General features: G+C 71.9%; 13 protein-coding genes. 7 read left to right on the top strand and 6 right to left on the bottom strand.

Annotation, left to right across the window (positions count from 1 at the left end; all coding sequences use genetic code 11):
- The first annotated feature begins 90 nt into the window (after positions 1 to 90).
- Positions 91 to 396, top strand: coding sequence for a putative quinol monooxygenase (locus tag ACFO3J_RS29300; protein WP_386435639.1), 306 nt, complete (start codon positions 91 to 93; stop codon positions 394 to 396).
- Positions 397 to 461: 65 nt separating this feature from the next.
- The gene (locus ACFO3J_RS29295) at positions 462 to 1,484 is read left to right on the top strand and encodes an alpha/beta hydrolase (RefSeq protein ID WP_386435637.1); all 1,023 of its coding nucleotides are present in this window, start codon (positions 462 to 464) and stop codon (positions 1,482 to 1,484) included.
- Positions 1,485 to 1,580: 96 nt separating this feature from the next.
- Here the strand turns inward: ACFO3J_RS29295 and pglW are convergent, their stop codons facing one another.
- Positions 1,581 to 5,987 (bottom strand): BREX system serine/threonine kinase PglW, encoded by a 4,407-nt coding sequence (gene pglW, locus ACFO3J_RS29290; protein WP_386435633.1) that lies wholly within the window; start codon positions 5,985 to 5,987, stop codon positions 1,581 to 1,583.
- A gap of 406 nt (positions 5,988 to 6,393) precedes the next feature.
- On the opposite strand from pglW, the gene ACFO3J_RS29285 reads away from it, so the two are divergent.
- Both ACFO3J_RS29285 and ACFO3J_RS29280 read left to right on the top strand, forming a co-directional pair.
- The gene (locus tag ACFO3J_RS29285) at positions 6,394 to 6,654 is read left to right on the top strand and encodes a hypothetical protein (protein WP_386435630.1); all 261 of its coding nucleotides are present in this window, start codon (positions 6,394 to 6,396) and stop codon (positions 6,652 to 6,654) included.
- Between the two features lie 232 nt (positions 6,655 to 6,886).
- Positions 6,887 to 8,755 (top strand): DNA/RNA helicase domain-containing protein, encoded by a 1,869-nt coding sequence (locus ACFO3J_RS29280; RefSeq protein WP_386435627.1) that lies wholly within the window; start codon positions 6,887 to 6,889, stop codon positions 8,753 to 8,755.
- An 85-nt stretch (positions 8,756 to 8,840) separates the two neighbouring features.
- Here the strand turns inward: ACFO3J_RS29280 and ACFO3J_RS29275 are convergent, their stop codons facing one another.
- The gene (locus tag ACFO3J_RS29275) at positions 8,841 to 10,298 is read right to left on the bottom strand and encodes an MFS transporter (RefSeq protein WP_386435624.1); all 1,458 of its coding nucleotides are present in this window, start codon (positions 10,296 to 10,298) and stop codon (positions 8,841 to 8,843) included.
- Positions 10,299 to 10,505: 207 nt separating this feature from the next.
- On the opposite strand from ACFO3J_RS29275, the gene ACFO3J_RS29270 reads away from it, so the two are divergent.
- Entirely contained in the window at positions 10,506 to 11,576 is a 1,071-nt protein-coding gene (locus ACFO3J_RS29270; protein WP_386435621.1) for an Lrp/AsnC family transcriptional regulator, read from the top strand.
- Positions 11,577 to 11,720: 144 nt separating this feature from the next.
- Here the strand turns inward: ACFO3J_RS29270 and ACFO3J_RS29265 are convergent, their stop codons facing one another.
- From ACFO3J_RS29265 to era, 3 genes are all read right to left on the bottom strand, one after another.
- A complete protein-coding gene (locus tag ACFO3J_RS29265) occupies positions 11,721 to 13,310 on the bottom strand; it encodes a phospholipase C (RefSeq protein WP_386435618.1) in 1,590 nt (529 codons plus the stop codon).
- A gap of 28 nt (positions 13,311 to 13,338) precedes the next feature.
- Positions 13,339 to 16,542, bottom strand: a complete 3,204-nt coding sequence (locus ACFO3J_RS29260; protein ID WP_386435615.1) for an NHL domain-containing protein — start codon at positions 16,540 to 16,542, stop codon at positions 13,339 to 13,341.
- Between the two features lie 107 nt (positions 16,543 to 16,649).
- Complete coding sequence (gene era, locus ACFO3J_RS29255) at positions 16,650 to 17,621, bottom strand: GTPase Era (RefSeq protein WP_386435612.1); 972 nt, start codon at positions 17,619 to 17,621, stop codon at positions 16,650 to 16,652.
- A gap of 242 nt (positions 17,622 to 17,863) precedes the next feature.
- Between era and ACFO3J_RS29250 the strand changes: the two genes are divergently transcribed.
- Both ACFO3J_RS29250 and ACFO3J_RS29245 read left to right on the top strand, forming a co-directional pair.
- On the top strand, positions 17,864 to 19,258 hold the full coding sequence (locus tag ACFO3J_RS29250) for an ammonium transporter (RefSeq protein ID WP_386435610.1): 1,395 nt from the start codon (positions 17,864 to 17,866) through the stop codon (positions 19,256 to 19,258).
- A complete protein-coding gene (locus tag ACFO3J_RS29245) occupies positions 19,255 to 19,593 on the top strand; it encodes a P-II family nitrogen regulator (RefSeq protein ID WP_386435607.1) in 339 nt (112 codons plus the stop codon). Before ACFO3J_RS29250 ends, ACFO3J_RS29245 begins: the two co-directional genes overlap by 4 nt.
- Before the next feature lie 30 nt (positions 19,594 to 19,623).
- Here the strand turns inward: ACFO3J_RS29245 and ACFO3J_RS29240 are convergent, their stop codons facing one another.
- Complete coding sequence (locus ACFO3J_RS29240) at positions 19,624 to 20,010, bottom strand: cytidine deaminase (protein ID WP_386435604.1); 387 nt, start codon at positions 20,008 to 20,010, stop codon at positions 19,624 to 19,626.
- Positions 20,011 to 20,120: the final 110 nt, after the last annotated feature.

The following is a 20,120-nucleotide window of genomic DNA, read 5'->3' as shown; positions in this document are numbered from 1 at the left end:
CATTCTAACGTTTCCGCAGGTGGTGATGTTTTCATGGGGTTGTCGATATCCCAGGAGCGCACAGCCGCTCCACGAATGAGGAGATACCCCATGGCCGTCCGCCACGGTTTCCACGCCACCGTGACCGCCCGGCCCGGAAAGGCCGACGAGCTGGTCGCCTTCCTGCTCGACGCGCCGTCCCTGTCGAACGAGGACTGCGTCGTCTTCCTGGTCAGCCGCTCGGCCGGCAACCCGGACATCGTGCACGTCACCGAGGGCTGGACCAGCCAGGAGGCCCACGCCGGCTTCTTCGCCACCGAGGGGGCGCAGGCTCTCGTCGCAAAGCTGCAGCCGCTGCTGGCCGGTGAGTCGGAGTACGTCGACGCGGTGCCTGTCGGCGGCAAGGCCGCCTTCTGAGAACCCGGCCGCCCGACCCCCAACTCGCCCCAGCTCCGACTCCAGCGACCGTGAAGGAACCCACCATGGCACCGACCCGACCCGGCATCGACCCCGAACTGCGCGCGCTGCTCGCCGACCTGCCGCTCATGTCCGAACTCACCCCCGAGGTGCTCGCCCAGTTGCGGCAGCTCCCCCCGACCCCGGTCGAGGCCCTCCTCGACGGCCGCGCCGCCGACCACCGGGAGCTGACCGTCACCACTCCGGACGGCACGCGCCTCCCGCTGTCCGTCTTCAGCCCCGCCGGACCGGACCGCCCCACGGCGGCGCCCTGCGTCTACTGGCTGCACGGCGGCGGCATGATCATGGGAGACCGCTTCTCGCAGATCGACATCCCGCTCGCCTGGCTCGACCAGCTCGGCGCCGTCGTGGTCTCCGTCGAGTACCGGCTGGCGCCCGAGGCCAGGGGCACGGCACTCGTCGACGACTGCTACCACGGCCTGCGCTGGGTCGCCGAACACGCCGCCGAGCTGGGCATCGATCCCACCCGTATCGTCGTCGCCGGGCCCAGCGCCGGAGGCGGCCTCGCCGCCGGCGTCACCTTGATGGCCCGCGACCGCCGCACTCCCGCGATCGCGGCCCAGGTGCTGATCGGCCCCATGCTGGACCACCGCGACATCAGCACGTCGAGCCGGCAGTACGACGGCGGGGAAGGCGTCTGGACCCGCGAGATGAACGCGTTCGCATGGCGATCCCTCCTCGGCGAGCCGGCCGACGGGGACGTGCCCGGCTATGTCTCACCCGCGGTGGCCGACGACCTCTCCGGCCTGCCGACCACCTATATCGACGCCGGTACGGCCGAGGTCTTCCGCGACGAGGACGTCGAGTACGCCACCCGGATCTGGGCGGCCGGCGGCCAGGCCGAACTGCACGTCTGGGCAGGGGGCTTCCACGGATTCGACGCGCTCTTCCCGCAGGCCCAGGTCTCGGCCGCGGCACGCCGGACGCGCGACGCGTGGCTGGCCCGGGTGCTGAGTCCGGCTTCCGGCGCATCGGCACCGGCACCGTCCTCCGCCGTCCCGGGGCGGGATCACCCGTCGACCCGTTGACCGGGCGAGCGACTCGCCTCCTCCGTCGACGCCTTGCCCCGGCACGGGCAGCCGGATACCGGGATTCGGCACGCCCTCCGGGGCCGCGGGACGACTTCAGGCCGCCGAGCCCAGCACGTCCACGAACTTGCTGTCCAGGTGCAGCCGTTCGCCGTCCCCGCCGATGCACTCCACCGTCCGCCCGTCCAGATTCGGCACCTGGCTGCGGGTCTCGACCGGGGTCAGCAGCCAGAGGCCATGCGGATCCTGGGCCGGGCGACGGGCCGCGGCCTGGAGGCGTACCAGGAGATCGCGTCCGCCCTCGTCCCAGTAGCGGGCGAGCAGGCCGGCGTCGTGCAGGAAGAGCACCGTGCGGGGCGCGGCGGCGCGATCCAGCAGTTCGGCCTCGACCCGCTCCCACACCGCCCGCGCGTAGGTGGCCAGACCTGGGGAGATCTGCCCGGTGGCGGTGAAGCGCGCGTCGATGCCGAGCACCTTCTCCCACGGCTGGTTCCGCTCACGGGCCAACGCGCGGAAGGCGGTGAGAAACGTGGCGCCCAGATCGACCCGCTCGACCGGATAAGCGGTGGCGACCGACTCGGCGACGCCGGGCAGTCGGATGCCGTGCACCGTCAGGGCGAGGAAGCCGCCGCGCCGGACGGCGGCGTCGAGCTTGGTGCGCAGCATGGCGTGCGGGTCCTCGGTGGGGGAACCGGGTCCGGCCGGGGCACCGAGGAGACTGGTCGGGGCCATCGACGTCCAGGAAGCGGCGGGAGCTTCCACCGCCGGAGGGAAGAACTTCCCCTCCCCATGGTCGTATTCGAGGGCGAACCGGGCCTCGCGCAGTGCCTCTTCCTGCTCGACGTAGGTGGGCTCGGCTCCGGGCTGGAGCAGTGCGAGGTCCGGGAAGCGGGCACGGAGGCGGCTGTTGAGCTCTTGCGGGGTGACGCCGTTCTTACGGCTGACTCCGGTGGCGGCCTGGGAGACACGCAGGGCACGGTCCAGTGGGAGGTCACGCGGGTACAGCTCAAGACGCGGGCTGGCCTCGGCGGTCGGCGCCACGGCGGCCGCCAGGCCCACGAGGCGGGTGTCGGCCAGAGGCGCGAGCCCCTCCGGTGCCACCACGGCCCGCAGCTCGCGGACGATGGCCGCCCGACCCGGCAACTGCTCCTCGTGCGCGAGGCGTTCGGCCTCTTTCCCCAAAGCTGCCGCGTAGTTGGCCAGTTCGGTGGTGCTCGGATCGTCCGTGCCGGGCAGGGACTCGGCGGCGACGAGGACCGTTTCGTCCCGCCGGTGCCAGGCCAGGCGAGGTTCGTCGCCGGGACCCTCCTCGGCTCCCCAGGTCTCGGCCTCGACCGCGGCGCGGACGACGGCCAGTGCCTTGGCGAGGATCCGCTGCTCGCTGTCGTGGTCGGCGCCGTGCCGTATCCGCAGCTCCACGGCGAGTTCGCGGGCGGTCATCACCCGGCCGTTGGCCTCCAGGATCTCGACCAGGGTCGTACGCACCCCGCCGAGCCAGTCCATCGCGTGCCATTCGGCGATGGCGAGCCGGTGGTGCCGGGAGACCGGCGGCTGATTGATGCCGATGCGCTCGGCGACATGCTTCTGCACCGGCCACGGTCCGAGGGGCGGCAGCCCGCCGTCCTCCGGTGGCAGACCGAGTGTCAACCGGACCACGTCGGAGCGGTGGGAGCCCTTGCGCCCTGCGGCGGGGGTCAGCCGCCCGGCCATCTCGTCGATGGACAACGGTTTGACCGCCACCGCCGCCCCCCGGCCGGACTCGGCACCCTGTACCGCTGTCTCCTCGGCCGGCGCGGCGGGCGCCGCGGTCTGGCGGAGGGTGGCCGCCCACTGCTTGCGCCGTCGGTTCAGTTCCTTGCGCACGAGCGCACCGGCACCGCGCGCCTTGGTGATGATGTACGGCTGGATGTCCAGCAGATCGGCGATGGTCGTGGCGCCCAGACCGTTCGCGACCGAGACGGCGCGCGGGCTGAGGCCTGCCGCATCCAGTGGTGTGGTGGCGGTCGCTGCCGCCGCGGCGGCTTCCCGTACCGCGTCCAGCGAGTCGGCGACCGCGTCCACGGTCTCGGGCGTGGTGACGGGCAGCCCGGCGTCCGCGGTACGGAAGACCTCGTACCAGGCGTCCCGCATCTGCCGCAGGGTGTCGAAGCGGTGCTCGGTGTCGCGGTGCAGGGCCCGGTGGAAGAAGGCCGCCAGGCCGTCGCGGAGGGCCGAGTCGAACAGCTCGGTGGCGATGGAGAGTTCGGCCCGCTCGCTGGCCACCGGATCGGTCTGCCCGTCGCCCCACAGCGGCTTCTCGCCGGACGCCATCTCATGGAGCGTGACGGCGGCGGCGTAGCGCTCGGCGTGGTCGTCGTAGTGGGCGCGGCGTACCGAACCGAGGAAGGGGTCGAGATAGCCCCGGGTGCCCGCTGTGACGTCACGGTCGGACGCGTCCGCGAGGGAGAAGTCGAACAGCATCAGCTGCCAGGTGCGGTCCTCCCGGCGGTAGAGACCGAGATTGTCCGGCTTGATGTCGCGGTGCCGCACGCCCTTGGCGGCGAGCTGGTCCAGTGCGGTGAAGAGGTCGCTGCCGTAGCGCTCCAGCTCGTGGTAGCTGAGCTTTCCCTCGCCCCGCAGCCGGGCGCCCAAGGTCCGTTCGCCGGCGAATTCCAGCATCAGGAGGGTGCGACCGCCCAGTTCGCACGGGCCGTCCTTGAGCTGGATGACGGTGCCGCCACCGACCTGCTCCAGGGCCCGGGCCTCGGCGCGGAGTCTCTCCGCCTTCTCCTGGTCGAGGGCGACCTTGAAGACCCGCTCCTGGATGGATGTATCGCCGTCCTCGTCCTCCACGAGCCGCTCGACCAGCAGTGCTCGGGCGGTGGCTCCCGTGCCGAGCACCCTGCGGACGACCCATTCACTGTCCAGCGACTGGCCGGGCAGCGCGGTGAGGGGGTCCAGCACGGGGACGGCGGCCGGCTCGGGGGCGGCGTTCTCCTCCTCGGCCTCGTCCAGGAGGTCGATGAAGCGGTCGACGGTGCCGAGACGGTCGTCGGGTTCCGACCGGGTGGCCTGGAAGATCAGCCGGTCGAGTTCCTCGGACACGCCGTCCGCGACCGCGATCAGGCGCAGTCCCGCGTCGGTGCCGAGCCGTTCGCGCAGGGCGCTGCGCTGGGCGGCCGGCGGCTCGCCGGTGAGGATCAGGTAGGAGACCGCTCCGAGGCCGAAGACGTCGAGGTCGATGGGATCGGCGTACGGCTGCTCGTACTCGGGCGCGAGATAGACCTGGGCGGAGTCCTCGATCAGGGCGCCGTCGATCGCCTCATTGCCGAGCGAGCGCAGCAGGGTCGCGTTGGTGTCGAAGTCGCGGGCCGCGGTCTGCCAGTCGGTGATGCGCAGTTCGGGCCGGGAGCCGTCGGGGCGGCTGGAGACGTACACCGAACGGGCGGCCAGGGCGCGGTGGAACAGCGAGCGGTTGTGCGCGTACCGCACGGCCTCGGCCAGTTGGCGTACCAGGTCCAGACGCATCTCGGGGGTCAGACGTCCGCCGTGCGTGGCGAGATACTGGTCGAGGCGGAGGTCGGTCTCGCGGTGCCGGAAGAGGATCGCCGGTCCCGCGAGGTGGTCGCGGATCTCCACGGCGGCCGCGATACCGCGGTGGTTGATGCCCTGCAGTACCTGGTACTCGCGCCGGGCGGCTCGGGTGGTCGCCTTCTTGGCCATCTCGGTGGGCTGCTGGCCCACCAGGTAGATGCGTACCCGGCCTTCCTCGTGGGCCAGTCCGTCGACGCGCTTGGCCAGCCGGTCCTCCCAGGACTGCCCGATGTCGAGCGGGTGCGGCTGCATACGCCAGGCGTCGCCGAACTTCAGGTGGGCGGTCGTCTGCTGGATGCCGATCGTCTTGAGCAGTTGGGGCAGTTCGCGCTGGGAGAAGTCCGGGGTGATGCGTCGGTCGGGCCGCTCGGGCGGCAGGCCCAGGAAGTCCTGCCAGATCCGGGGCAGCCCGCTGGCTCCGTCATCACGGCCGAAGACCCGCAGCTGCTGGACCGCGTCGAGGTGGCTGACGAGCCCCGGCGCGGAGAGAAAGACAGCGGGTTCGATCCGCGGCAGCGGGTGGCGGATGCCGATCTGCCGTGCGGCCCATTGGAGTTGGGACTTGAGGTCCTTGGACTTGGCGTCGTTGAAGTGCAGCGGGTTGGTGATGGTCCGCGTCCGGTCGGGGCCGTGGAAGTTCCAGGTCGAACCGCGGTTCTCCAGCCGCCCGGGATGGCTTTTGATCTCGACGAGGTAGAGCCCGGCGGGCACCGCGATGAGCAGATCGCACTCGTTGATCCGCCCGGACTGCGCGGTGAAGGAGAAGGTCGCCCAGGCCCGGTACGGCTCTGCTGTCGGCATCAGGCCGCGCACGTGGTCGAGAGCGTCCTGCTCCCAGGGGTACGGGGAGGGGCGTTCCTGGTTCCACTGGTCCTGCGGCCTGCGCGGCGGCCCGGGCTTGGGTGCCGGCCGCCCTCCTACTGCCGTCACAGCCGACCTCCGCGCTGTCCATCGCCTTGCGGCGCGCCCCCCACGTACAGCGACGACCCTATCGCGGGGAGGGGACCGGACGTAGGGAACCGGGTCAATAGCCGCGACCATTATCCCTATCCGCAGCAAATCCCACTTGTCCTACCGCAGTTGGGTGCGTAGGCTTTCCGCGATCTCGGCATCGCCGGGCTTCCGGGAACACCCTGGACAAGCCCCCCGCCTACCCTCGGAGTGCATCCGTGCCTTCTTGTCTTTCCAGCGGTCATCCGGCGCGACCAATCCGCCTCTTCCGACCGTCGTCCCGCGCGCAGCAGCCCGGCACAAGGGGCCACGCCACGACGCGCTCACCCCGCGTCAGCCCCTTTTCTGCCTGATCCCCTCCTCACCCGACCGTTGTGGCCGGCGTATGGGGAAACGTTTCACCACCTCGTGCGCGGTGCAGCCGTCCGAAGGGTTCGCTGTGCTCTCCGCTCCACTTCTTGTCCTCTCGGTGTGCGCCGCCGGGACCATCGAGGCGATCTGCCGCGCGATCATCTGCGTCACGCTCGGCAGGATCGCGGCTGCAGCCCTCCATGACAGCCGATCCGTGGACCGCTCGAAGATCATTCACGAGCTGACCGCCATGTCGCGCCGCCTCCATCGCCCGTGGTGGCGGCGGAGACAGTAGCCGCCCTGACCCGGGCGGGGCGCGCCTGGTGACAGTGGCCGCCCCGCCCCAAAAGGCGAAGAACTCAACGAAGGGCAGAGTTAGAGTTGATACCGATATCCGCGCGGCCCGCCGGGCTTCCGCTCCTGATGGGCGCCGCCCCCGCAGGATGCGAAGGACACGCCCCCACCCGCTCCCGCTGTTCAGCGCTGCCTGGGGGCCGTCCTTGTTGATCCGTAAATCCGCCGCTTCGATGGCCGCCGAAATGCACTCCGGGGCGCTCGACTTCCACCTCCAGGACCGCTTCAGCTTTGTACACGGCCATCAGCCCAACCGCGGCGAAGTACGTTCCTGGCAGCACTCCATCCCGGCCTTGATGTCGGCGCTGATCGAGGCGGGTCTTGACGACGTCGAGGTGATGCTCGAATACACCCTGCCGCTCAGCAGCAAGCGCGCCGACGCGGTCATCGCCGGAGTCCACCCCGAGACGGGTGAGCCGTCCTATGTGATTGTCGAGCTCAAGCAGTGGGCCGAGGCGTATCCGGACGAAGAGGCTCCGAATCTCTGCCGGGTACCGGCGATGCCGGGCGGTGCGAAACTCAACCCGATCGAGCAGGTGCGCGGATACTGCGATTATTTCGCGCGGTTCAACGGGGCCCTGGACGGTTACGAGCACCGGATCGGCGGCGTGGCGTATCTGCACAACGCGACACAGTTCGGTGCCGGTGCGCTGGACGCCGCCGGGCAGAGCCCGCTAGGCCGCTTCTTCACCGGGGACGAGCGTGGGAAGTTCATCGCCTACCTGCAGGAGCGCCTCGCCCCGAAGCCCGGGGCCCGCGCGGCCGATGAGTTCCAGGCGGGCCGCATCAAGCCGTCCACTCAGCTCATCGCGGTCGCCGCGAAGGAAGTCCGTGAACGGGAGCAGTTCCAGCTTCTCGCCGAACAGCAGCTCGCCTATGAGCTGGTGCTGAAATCCGTCCGCGACTCCCGGCGGGGGAACAGCAAGGAAGTCATCGTCGTGACCGGCGGGCCGGGCAGCGGGAAGAGCGTCATCGCGCTGTCCCTGCTCGGCGAGCTCTACCGCCAGGGGCGCTCCGCTCTGCACGCCACTGGATCCCAGTCCTTCACCACGACCATGCGGAAGGTGGCGGGAGCTCGGAAGCGTGAGGTCCAGGATCTCTTCAAGTACTTCAACAGCTTCATGACCGCTGAACCCAACGACCTCGACGTGCTGATCTGCGACGAGGCTCACCGCATGCGCGAGACCTCGGCCAACCGTTACACCCCGGCCGCCAACCGTACTGGCAGAGCGCAGGTGGACGAACTGATCGACGCAGCCCGAGTGCCGGTCTTCCTGCTGGACCAGCACCAGGTCGTACGCCCGGGAGAGATGGGAACGGTCGATGAGATCCGGGACGCGGCTGCGGCCAAGGGGCTGGCCTGCCAAGTGGTTGAGCTCGACGGCCAGTTCCGCTGCGGCGGCAGTGACGCCTACGTGCACTGGGTCGAACGGCTGCTGGGGCTGGCGGTCGGAGGTCCGGTGGAGTGGGTGCCGGACAAACTGATGTGCCTCGAAGTGGTTGACTCTCCCCAGGAGTTGGAGGCCTTCCTGGCCAAGAAGCAGGAGGACGGCTACGGCGCACGCATGTCGGCCGGCTTCTGCTGGCGCTGGTCGGACGCCCAGCCCGGTGAGCCGCTGCCCACGGACGTGCAGATCGGCGACTGGGCCCGGCCCTGGAACCTGAAGGGTGAACGCTCCGTGATGGGCGCCCCACCGTCGGCAATGTGGGCGACCGACCCGGCAGGCTTCGGCCAGGTCGGGTGCATCTATACGGCCCAGGGCTTCGAGTACGACTGGAGCGGCGTGATCCTCGGCCCGGATCTGGTGTGGCGCGACGACCATTGGGTCATCGACCGGACCGCTTCCAAGGACCCGGCGCTCATCAAGAAGTCCGTCGCCGCCTCCCACGTCGAGCGCCTGATCCGCAACACCTACAAGGTGCTGCTGACCCGCGGAATGATCGGCACCGTCATCTACTCCACGGACGCGGAGACGCGGGAGAAGCTGCGCAGCCTGCTTCCGGCGGCCCCGGCATACGCGACAGCTGACGGCGGTCGCTGACCCGGGTGGCATCCGGTCCGCCCCCTGGCCCTGCCCCGCACGGGCTCGGGCCAGGGGGCTTCACCGTGCTGCGACCCCAGCAGGGTCAGCGGGTGACCGGCTCCTCCGCCGAAGCGGAGGCCGAAGGGGCTCCGGCCTCACCCGCGGACACCTCAGAGGCCGGTCGGCGCCGGAGGAGGGTCAGGATGAGGATGGCGCCCAGCAGGGCCGCTGCCGCCGCGAGGATCGAGATGCGGTCGATGCCGGCCGCGTAGGCCGTGTGGAGGGGGGCGCCGGAGGAGGTGAGGGTGCGCAGGCGGGCGGTGAAGACCGCGCCGAAGAGGGCGATGCCGAGGGTCATGCCGAGTTGGCGGAAGGTGTTGACGGCGCCGCCGGCCATGCCGGCCCGGGCGGGCGGGACGGAGTCGATCGCGGCGGAGACCAGCACCGGGGTGCTGAGGCCCACGCCGACGCCGATGACCGCGAGGCCGGCGAAGAGGGAGGCCTGGCCGGAGCCGGGGTGGACGGTCGCCCACAGCAGGAGCGAGCCGAGCGAGATGAGCAGCAGGCCGGCGCCGATCGGCACCCGGGGCGGGAAGCGGTGCATGTGGCGCCCGACGACCGCCGCGACCACGAAAGCCGTGCCGGCCATCGGCATCAGCGCCAGGCCGCCGCCGACCGGGCTGAGTCCGAGGACGTTCTGGAGCCACAGGGAGACGAAGACCAGTCCGCTGAAGGCCGCCATCTGGTAGAGCAGCGCGCCGGTCAGCAGGCCCGCGAAGGACGGCCGCCGCAGCAGCGCGAGGTCCAGCATGGGGTTGGCGCTGCGGGCCTCGACGGCCACGAAACCGGCCGCCGACAGCGCCGCGACCACGAACGCGGCGATCGTCAGCCCGTCGCCCCAGCCGTGTTCACCGCCGCGGATCAGCGCGTAGGTCAGCGCCGCCGCGGCCAGCGTGAAGGTGGCGGCGCCGGGCAGGTCCAACCGGGCACCGCCGCGACCGCCGCCGCCCTGCCGGGCCGGCAGCACCCGCAGGGTGAGCGCCACCGCGACCACCGCGATCGGCAGGTTCACCAGGAAGATCGCCTGCCAGCCGAACCCTTCGGTGAGCACCCCGCCGACGATCGGACCGGCCGCGGCGGCGGCGCCGTTGACCGCGCCCCACACGCCGAAGGCGACGCCGCGGTCCCGGCCCTGATAGGTCGCGGACACCAGCGCCGCCGAGGTGGCGAACATCGCGGCGCCGCCCGCGCCCTGCACCGCCCGCGCGGTGATCAGCACCGCCGCGTCGGGCGACAGCGCGCAGGCCAGCGAGGCGAGCGCGAAGACGACGAGCCCGGCCGCGTACAGCCGCCGGTGGCCGAAGAGGTCGGCGAGCGAACCGGTGACCATGAGCAGCGCGGCGAGCGCGAGGGCGTAGACGTCGATCACCCATTGCAGGGAGGCGAAGGACGCGTTGAGGTCGTCCGCCATCCGCGGCAGGGCGACGTTCACGATGGTGACGTCGACCAGCAGGATGAAGGCGCCCAGGCATATCGCCACGAGGGGCAGCCATTTACGCATGGGTGGGAACTCCGTTCGGGCACGTGGGACGAGGCGCCTGCCGGGTACGGGTGAGGCGCTCCAGGGGACATCGGCGCTGAGCGTCCGGTGGGCTGTGCGTCCGGGGCTGGCGACTCCACCATCCGGCACCGCCCGGGTGACCTCGCAGCCGTGGCGGCCCGCACGGCGGAATCCGACATCATCTAGCCTGAGCGGATGGAATCCGACATGGGATCCGAGACGGGGTCCGACAGGGAAACCGGCAGGGAGACCGACAAGGCGTGGAGTCCGCTGGACGGACTCGACGCGCTCGATCAGCGCGTCGTGCAGGCCCTGCAGATCGACGGCCGGGCCGCGTTCAGCCGGATCGGCGCGGTGCTGGGCGTCTCCGACCAGACGGTGGCGCGCCGTTTCGGACGGCTGCGGTCGCGGGGGGCGCTGCGGGTGCTCGGCCTGGTCGATCCGCTGCGGGTCGGGCTGACGCCGTGGTTCGTGCGGGTGCGGTGCGCGCCGGACGCGGCCGCGTCGGTGGGTGAGGCACTGGCGCGGCGGGCCGACACCCGGTGGGTGAGCCTGATCTCCGGCGGCACCGAGATCTTCTGCCTGGCGCAGGCCGCCGCCCCCGGTCAGGACGAGGCACTGCTGCTGCAGAAGCTGCCGCGGACCCCGCGGGTGGTGCAGGTGACCGCGCACGCGATGCTGCATGTCTTCTTCGGGCAGGATCTGAGCCCGGTGAGCCGGCTCGGCCCGCTGCGCCCCGAGGAGATCGAGGCGCTGACCCCGCAGGACGCGCCGCAGGACCGGGTGGCGGAGGCGACCGACCCCTTCCCGCTGGGGGCCGGGGACCAGCGGCTGCTGGAACTGCTGGCGGCCGACGGCCGCACTCCCGCGGCGGAACTGGCCGCGGCGGTGGGCTGGTCGCAGACGACGGTGCGGCGCCGGTTGTCGGAACTGCGGTCGTCCGGCGCGTTGTACTACGACCTGGACTTCGAAGAGGGCTCGCTGCGCAAGGACCTCCGGTCCGCCCTGTGGCTGGAGGTGGAGCCGGCCCGGCTCGCCGAGGTGGGCGCGGCGCTCGCCGAGCACCGGGAAGTCGCCTTCGCCTGCGCCACCACCGGCACGGCGAACATCTACGCGGCGGTCAACTGCTACGGCCCCGGCGCCCTTTACCGCTACCTCACCGGCCCGGTGGCCGCCCTCCCGGGCATCCGCCGCACCGAGACGGCCCCGATCCACCGAGTCCTGAAGGGTCCGGGCCCCTATCCGGCCCCGGCCAAACACACACCCCCGCGGGCCTGAGCGCCCGGACCCATCGACAACGCCGCAGGGCCACAGCGCCGAAGGACGGCAGCGCCGCGGGGCCGCCCGCCGGTGGCGGACGGCCCCGCGACAACACGCGCTCCCCGGGTGAGGGGCGCGCTCAGGTGGCAGCCACCCGCAGGGTCAGCCGTGGTGGCCGTGCCCGTGGTCGCGCTCCTGCTTCGGCACGCTCTGCGTCGCGCCGGGGCGGGACGGCATGGGCTGCGCCGCGGCCGAGGTCTGGGCGGCCAGGTTGGCCGCCGCGGTGCTGGCCTCGAACTGGGGGTTGGCCGGGGCCGGCTTGCTGTCGTGCAGGCGCAGGGCTCCGGTGAAGTCGCCGAAGGTCCGGCGCCGCCAGGTGCTGATCGGCGAGAAGTTGACCGGTCCGTGGCCGGACAGGCCGCCGGCGGCGGTGAGCGCCTCGATGAAGCGCAGTCCCGAGGTGTGGTCGGAGACCTCGGAGAAGATCCGGCCGCCCACTGTCCACGGGGACACGATGATGCACGGCACCCGGAACCCGGCGCCGACCGGCAGGCCGCCGCCCGGGGTGGCCTTCGGCGAGGCCACCTGCACGAACTCCTCCGGGTACTTGCGGGGGTCCGGAACGGGCGGCGGGACGTGGTCGAAGAACCCGTCGTTCTCGTCGTAGTTGAGCACGAACACGGTCGAGTTCCACAGCTCCTCGTTGGAGGCGAGCGCCTCCAGCTTGGACGCGAGGTACTGCGCGCCGGCCGCCGGGAGGTTCGGCGGGTGCTCGTCGGCCTCGCTCGGCATGTAGAGCCAGGAGACATCGGGGAGGACGCCGTTGGCGCAGTCCTCCTCGAATCCAAACGCCGGGTCGGCCGCCGGGGTGGGGCTGACCGGGTTGCCGACCCGGCCGGGCGTGCCGTCGCCGAACAGCGTGCCGCCGCTCATCACCGAGTTGTACAGGGCGGGCGGCAGCGTCGTCCGGTCCTGGAAGTTCGCGAACCAGGCGAAGACGTTGAAGCCGCTGGTCGCGCCGGAGAAGTACGTCTTGACGCTGTAGCCGGCGTCGTACAGGATCTCCGCCGCCGACGGGTAGGACAGCGGGTTCGGCGTCACGGTCTCCAGCACCGGCCCGCCGTGCTTGCCCTGCGGGTCGTTGGTGCCGGACATCCACACCAGCCGGTTCGGGTCCGTCGGGCCCAGGACCGAGCAGTGGTAGTTGTCCAGCAGGGTGAAGGACTCGGCGAGCGCCCAGTGGAAGGGGATGTCCTCCCGGGTGTAGTAGCCCATCGTGTAGCTGCCGTTGACCTCGCCGTCCGAGGCGAGGTGGGTGGACAGCCAGCCGTCCATCGCGCCCTGGTTCCAGGAGGCGTGCTGGTCGCGCCAGTCGTGGGACAGCGACGGGACCGCGGCGGCGCCGGTGCTGATGGTGGACATGTGGAACGGTTCGAGGTAGCCGTCGGGGTTGGCCGGGTCGGGCTGCTGGAAGACCGAGTTGCCGTTCGGCAGCTTGACGGCCGTCCGGTCGCTGAAGCCGCGGGCGCCGGGGAAGGTGCCGAAATAGTGGTCGAAGGACCGGTTCTCCATCATCACGTACACGACGTGCTTGATCTGGGAGAGGCCGCCCTTGGCGGGGCCTGCAGTGGCGGCCCGGGCGAGGTTCTCCGGCAGCAGGCCGGCCAGGCCGGCGGCGCCGGCCAGCGCGGCCGCGCTGCTGACGAACCGGCGGCGGGACAGACCCGAGCGGGTCGAAGCGGTGTCGCTCATCGTCTCTCTTCTTCGTCTCGTGGCCGGGTCAGGACTTGGTGGGGGCCGACGGGCCCGCCGCGTCGCCGGACCGGGCGACACCGAGCACCTGCGCGACAGCGCTGTTGCGCGTGTCGGCGATGTACAGGAGGTGGGTGGACGGGTCGACGGCGATCGCGATCGGGGTGTTGAGCTTCGAGGCGGACGGCGCCGCGCCGCTGCTCTCCCCGCCCGCCGCGGCCGAGGAGTTCACCACGGTGGTGATGATCCCGGCCGGGGTGATCTGGCGGATCGCGTTGTTGTAGGTGTCGGCGACGAAGAGGTCTCCTGCGCTGTCCAGGGCGACCCCCTGCGGGTCGTTGAGCCGCGCCGAGGTGGCCGGGCCGCCGTCGCCGGAGAAGCCGCCGAGGCCGTCGTGGGCCTGGTCGGCGGCGTAGTCGCCGGCCACGGTGGTGATGGTCCCGGTCCGCGCGTCCACCCGGCGGATCACGTTGTTGGCCGAGTCCGCGATGTACAGATCGCCCTTCACGTCCAGCGCCAGTCCGGTCGGCTGGTTCAGCAGCGCCCGCGAGGCCGGCTTCCCGTCGCCGGCGTAGCCGGGCCTGCCGGCGCCGATCACCTTGACGACGGCGCCCCTGGCGGACACCTCGACCACCCGGTTGTTCTGGGTGTCGGCGATGAAGACGTTCCCGGCCGGGTCGACGGCCAGCGCCGTGGGCCGGTCGAGCTGGAAGGCCAGGGCCTTCGAGGACTGCCTGCCGCCGGCGACGCCGCTGCCCGCGAACCGCTGGATCACGCCGTTCGGGGTGACCTCGCGGACCACGTTGTCGCCGCTGTCCGCGATGAAGAGGTCGCCGTCGGCGTCGACCGCGGTGCCGGCGGGCTGGTACATCGTCGCCGCGTCGGCCTTGCCGTGGTCGCCTTTCTCACCGTAGCCCTCCAGGGAGCCGGCCACGATCGAGGTCTCGCCGTTCTCCAGCTTCGCCACGACGTTGTCACCGGTGTTCGACACGTAGACGGAACCGGTGTCGACGCTCTTCAGCTCCGTCCGCATGCTGAAGACGGTGTTCGGCGCGTGCGCGGACCCGCCGGCGACGGCGACGGACACGCCGGCCGGACGGTACAGCGCGCCGGGCACGGCGTTGGGCACGACGGCCCCGCTGCCCGGGTCCACATGGGTGCCCGTGACGTCGCCCACCGACGAATACGGCATCGTCTGCAGGATCGGCCCGGCCGGCACCGCCGCCGACCCGATCGTCAGGTCGAGGTTGTCGGCCGCTCCGTCGCTGTTGGCGCCGCTGCTGACGCCGACCGTGGCGAGCGTGATGACGATCTTCCGCGTACCGGCCGGCACCGTGCCGTACCAGGCCTGGTGGATGAGGCTGGAGACGCTGCCGCGCTGGGCGGGGGTGACCGGGCCGATGACCCCGGAGCCGAGGGCGGTGCCCTGAGCGTCCTGGAACCTCGCGGTGACGGTCGCGTAGTCGCTCTGGGTCGCGTAGCCGCCGAGGTCCCCGGAGAGCTCGAAGGGCTGGCCGCCGGCGTCGAGCGAGCCGGCGTCGATGGTCTGCGTGCCCGTGGTGGTGATGCCCGGGATCGAGACGGTGCTGGGGTTGGTGCCGCCGTAGAAGTCCCGGCTGCCGGTCACCCCGGGGTAGGTCGACGCGCGCGACTCCTGCGTGCCGTCCGGCGGGTTCAGCGGGGAGGCGCTGGTCCAGCAGTCCGCGACGGTCTGGTCGTCGTCGAGCGGGGCGCCGAGCGCGGTTGCCGCGGTGTAGTCCTCGGCGCCCGGGTTGGCGATCAGATTGGCGTTCAGCGCCGGGGTGACCTGGTCGGCGGCCGGGCAGGCGGCGGTGTAGCTCTGGCCGGCCGACTTCTGGCCGATCGTCAGGTTCAGGTCGTCGGCGGTGCCGTCGCTGTTGGCGCCGCTGCTGACGGCCGCCGTGATGATCGTGACGAGGATCTTCTTCGTGCCCGCCGGGATCGTGCCGTAGGTGCCGTCCGGGAGCAGTTCGGAGGTGTTGCCGCGCTGGGCCGTGGTGGCCGGGCCGATGCCGGCCGCGCCCAGGCTCGCGCCGCTGGCGTCCTCGAAGGTGGCGACGACCTGGGCGAAGTCGCTCTGCGTCGAGTAGCCGCCCACCTCACCGGTCAGCTTGAACGGCTGGCTGTCGGCCTTCAGCGAGCTGACGTCGATGAGCTGGGTGCCGGTGGTGACGACGCCGGCCACCTGGACGGTGCTGGGGTTGGTGCCGCCGTAGAAGACGCGGCTGCCGATCGCACCGGGGTAGGCCGACGTACGCGATTCCTGCGTGCCGTCGGGTGCGGCCAGCGGGGAGCCGCTGGTCCAGCAGTCGGCGACGGTCTGGTCGTCGCCCGCGGGCGCGCCGAGCGCGGTGGCCGCGGTGTAGTCCTCGGCGCCCGGGTTGGCGATCAGGTTGGTGTTCAGCGCCGGGGTGACCTGGTCGGCGGCCGGGCAGGGCGCCGAGTAGCTCTGGCCGGTTCCGCCGGCGGCGATCGTCAGGTTCAGGTTGTCGGCGCGGCCGTCGATGCCGTAGCCGGAGCTGACGCCGGTCGAGGCGACCGTGACCAGGATCTTCTCGGTGCCGGCCGGGACGGTGCCGACAGCCGCCTCCGGGACGAGGGCGGTGACGCTGCCGCGCTGGGCGGCGTTGACCGGGGCGAGGGCCGCGGAGCCGATGGTGGCGCCCTGGGCGTCCTCGAACGCGGCGGTGACGGTCGCGTAGTCGGCCTGGGTGGTGTAGCCGCCGATGGCGCCGGTCAGGGTGAAGGACTTGCCGCCGGCGTCCAGCGAGCTGACGTCGATCATCTGGGTGGCGGTGGTGGTGACGCCCACGATCGAGATCTGCGGGGAGTCGTAGTCGTAGCCGCCGTAGAAGGCGCGGCTGCCGGTCTGACCGGGAACCCCCGAGGCGGCGGCCGACTCCAGGACAGCGCCCGGGGCGTTCATCGGGGAGGACGCGTCCCAGCAGCCGGGGACGTACTGCGGGTCGTCGCCGCTCACACCGAGCGCGGTGACCGCGGTGTAGTCCTCGGCGCCGGGGTTCTCGATCAGATTGGCGTTCAGGGCCGGGGTGACCTGGTCGGCGGCCGGGCAGTCGGCGGTGTACCGCTGCCCGGTGCTGGCCGAGGCGGCGGCCCCGCCCATGACGTCGGCTCCCGCGAGGCCGAGAGCTGTCGCCATCGCGGCGATGGCCGCGACGGCTCTCCAGCGGGCCTTCAGATAAGGAATCATGCCGCCCATTGATGTAGGGGGCAACAGATTCCGGGAGACCCCGCCCTGTCCTTACGGCGACCCGCGTATGAACACTCGTCAAGCGCGCGGCAGGACCGGCCCGCCGGTCAGAACCCCAGCTTCCGCAACTGCTTGGGATCCCGCTGCCAGTCCTTCGCCACCTTCACATGCAGGTCCAGGAACACCGGCGTGCCGAGCAGCGCCTCGATCTGGTGCCGGGACTTCGTGCCGACCTCCTTCAGGCGGGCGCCCTTGGGGCCGATGATGATGCCCTTCTGGCTGGGGCGCTCGATGTAGAGGTTGGCGTGGATGTCGAGCAGGGGGCGATCGGCGGGGCGGCCCTCGCGGGGGATCATCTCCTCGACCACCACCGCGATGGAGTGCGGGAGTTCGTCGCGTACGCCTTCCAGCGCGGCCTCGCGGATCAGCTCGGCCACCATCACCTGCTCGGGCTCGTCGGTGAGGTCGCCCTCGGGGTAGAGCAGCGGGCCCTGCGGCAGCAGCGGGATCAGCAGGTCGGCCAGCAGGCTGACCTGGTCGCCGCCGACCGCCGAGACCGGCACGATCTGGGCCCATTCCAGGCCCAGTTCCCGGCCGATCCGGTCGACCGCGATCAGCTGGGCGGCGAGCTGCTGGGAGTCGACGAGGTCGGTCTTGGTGACGATCGCCACCTTCGGCGTCTTCTTGATCCCGGCCAGCTCGCGGGCGATGTACGTGTCGCCGGGGCCGAGCTTCTGATCGGCGGGCAGGCAGAAGCCGATCACGTCGACCTCGGCCCAGGTGGTGCGCACCACGTCGTTCAGACGCTCGCCGAGCAGGGTGCGGGGTTTGTGCAGCCCAGGGGTGTCGACCAGGATCAGCTGGGCGTCCGGCCGGTGCACGATGCCGCGCACGCTGTGCCGGGTGGTCTGCGGCCGGCTGGAGGTGATCGCCACCTTCTGGCCGACGAGAGCGTTCGTGAGGGTGGACTTGCCGGCGTTGGGACGGCCGACGAAGCAGGCGAAGCCGGACCGGTGGGGGACCTCGGCAGCGGTATCGGGGGTGTCGGCAGCAGGGGTACGAGCGCTCATGCCCCCCATTCTCCCCGATGCGCGACGGCCGCGCGGACGCCGGAGCGGCCAGCCGGGCCGGCCGGCCGCCCACCGCCCCGCCCATCGCGCCGGCCCGGCTCCCCCGCTCCCGCCGCCCCGCCGTACACCCTGTGAGCGTTCGGTAACACTCGCGCAACATGAAACACGGCCGAAACACGTACGCCCACGTCCCGTAACGCGTACGCCCGACGCTCATGAACAGCCGCCGACCGACCGAAGGGACCCACCTCGTGCCGCTCCTGTCCGCCGGACCGCCGGCCATCGAAGCGGGCCGGGCCGCCGGGGCGGTCCACGCCGTCCATGCCGCCGCCACCATCGACACCGGCGACACCGCGTGGCTGCTCGCCGCGACCGCGCTCGTGCTGCTGATGACCCCGGGGCTCGCGCTCTTCTACGGCGGTATGGTCCGCAGCAAGAGCGTGCTCAACATGCTGATGATGAGCTTCGTGTCGATCGCGCTGGTCACGGTCGTCTGGCTGACCGCCGGCTACACCCTGGCCTTCGGTCCGGACGCGGGCGGCCTCGGCCTGATCGGGAACGTCGACCACCTCGGCATGCACGGCATCGGGCCGACCGCGGTCACCGGACACGTACCGACGCTGCTCTTCGCCACCTTCCAGCTCACCTTCGCGATCATCACCGCCGCCCTGATCAGCGGCGCGGTCGCCGACCGGGCCCGCTTCGGGGCGTGGGTGGCCTTCGTGCTGGTGTGGACGCTGGCCGTATACGTCCCGGTGGCGCACTGGGTGTTCGGCGCCGGCGGCTGGATCACCGGGCGGCTGCACGCGCTGGACTTCGCGGGCGGCACGGTGGTCGAGGTGTGCTCGGGCGCCTCCGGGCTGGCGCTGGCCGTGGTGCTGGGACCGCGCCTCGGCTTCCGCCGGGACTCGATGCGGCCGCACAACCTCCCGCTGGTGCTGCTCGGCGCCGGACTGCTGTGGTTCGGCTGGTTCGGCTTCAACGCGGGCTCCGCGCTGGGGGCCGACGGGCTGGCCGCCGCCGCCTTCCTCAACACCCAGGCGGCGGGCTGCGCGGGCCTGCTGGGCTGGCTGATGGTGGAGAAGCGCCGGGACGGCCACGCGACGACGCTGGGCGCGGCCTCCGGTTCGATCGCCGGCCTGGTGGCGATCACCCCGGCGTGCGGCAGTGTCGACCTGCCGGGCGCGGTGGTCGTCGGGCTGGCGGCGGGCGTGCTGTGCTCGTACGCGGTGAGCTGGAAGTTCCGCTGGGGCGTGGACGATTCGCTGGACGTGGTCGGCGTGCACCTGATGGGCGGCGTCGTCGGCACCCTGCTGATCGGACTGTTCGCCACCGCCACCATGACCGGCGGCCCCGAGGGCCTGTTCTACGGCGGCGGGCTCGGCCAGTTGGGACGGCAGGCGGTCGCGGTGCTGGCGGTCGGGGCGTACGCCTTCTCCGTCACCTACGGCATCGGGCGGGCCATCGAGCGCGTGATGGGCTTCCGGGCGACCGAGGAGGAGGAACGTACCGGCCTCGATCTGACCGTGCACGCCGAGACCGCCTACGATCACGGCGTACTGACGCACGGCATGTCGGGCGGAGCCGCACTCACGGGCGCCGCCCGCAGCACCTCGCACGCCCAGGACAGGAGCCCACTGGCATGAAGCTGGTCACCGCCGTCATCAAACCCCACAAGCTGGACGACGTGAAGACGGCGCTGCACGAGATGGGCGTACAGGGACTGACCGTCACCGAGGCGAGCGGCTACGGGCGCCAGCGCGGTCACACCGAGGTCTACCGCGGCGCCGAGTACCGGGTGGACCTGGTGCCCAAGGCCAGGATCGAGGTGCTGGTCGAGGACGCGGACGCGGACACCGTGATCGAGACGGTGGTCTCGGCGGCCAGGACCGGCAAGATCGGCGACGGCAAGGTGTGGGCGGTGCCGGTGGACGCGGTGGTGCGCGTCAGGACCGGCGAGCGCGGCCCCGACGCGCTGTAGCCCGGTCCGGGCCGGAGGCCGGCCGGCGGGTCAGGGACCCGCGGTCACCGTGGTGCGTACCTCGGCGTCCGGGCCGGCCAGGATCACCGGGGTGTCCGGGCCGCCCAAGTCCCTTACGGCGGCCAGGTCCTGGTCGGCGGGCCGCTCGGCGGCGGTGACCACCGCCGCCGCCTCCAGCGACGTCGCGCCGCTGGCCACCGCCATCGCGACGGCGGTCCGCAGCGCGCTCAGCGTGAGGGACGGAAGCGACACCGAGCCGGCCACATACGTACGGCCGGTCTCGTCGCGTACGGCGGCCCCCTCGGCCACGGCGTTGCGGGCGCGGGCCGACCGGGCCAGCGTGATGAGCTTGCGGTCTTCGGGGTCGAGGGCGGGGACGGCCTGCGGCGGCTGCGATTCGGTCATGACGGCGATCATAGGACCCGGGCGGCGGCCGGTTGCGGGCCCGACGGCCGCTCGGGGCCGGTGACGACCCGCGGCGCCGTCGTGGCCGCTCGCGCGGTTCCCCGCGCCCCTGTCCTCGGCGA

This window comes from Streptomyces polygonati (assembly GCF_042650325.1).
GTDB lineage: Bacteria > Actinomycetota > Actinomycetes > Streptomycetales > Streptomycetaceae > Actinacidiphila > Actinacidiphila polygonati.
The sequence above is the reverse complement of the archived record's forward strand: the minus strand, read 5'-3'. Positions and strand labels throughout refer to the sequence as shown.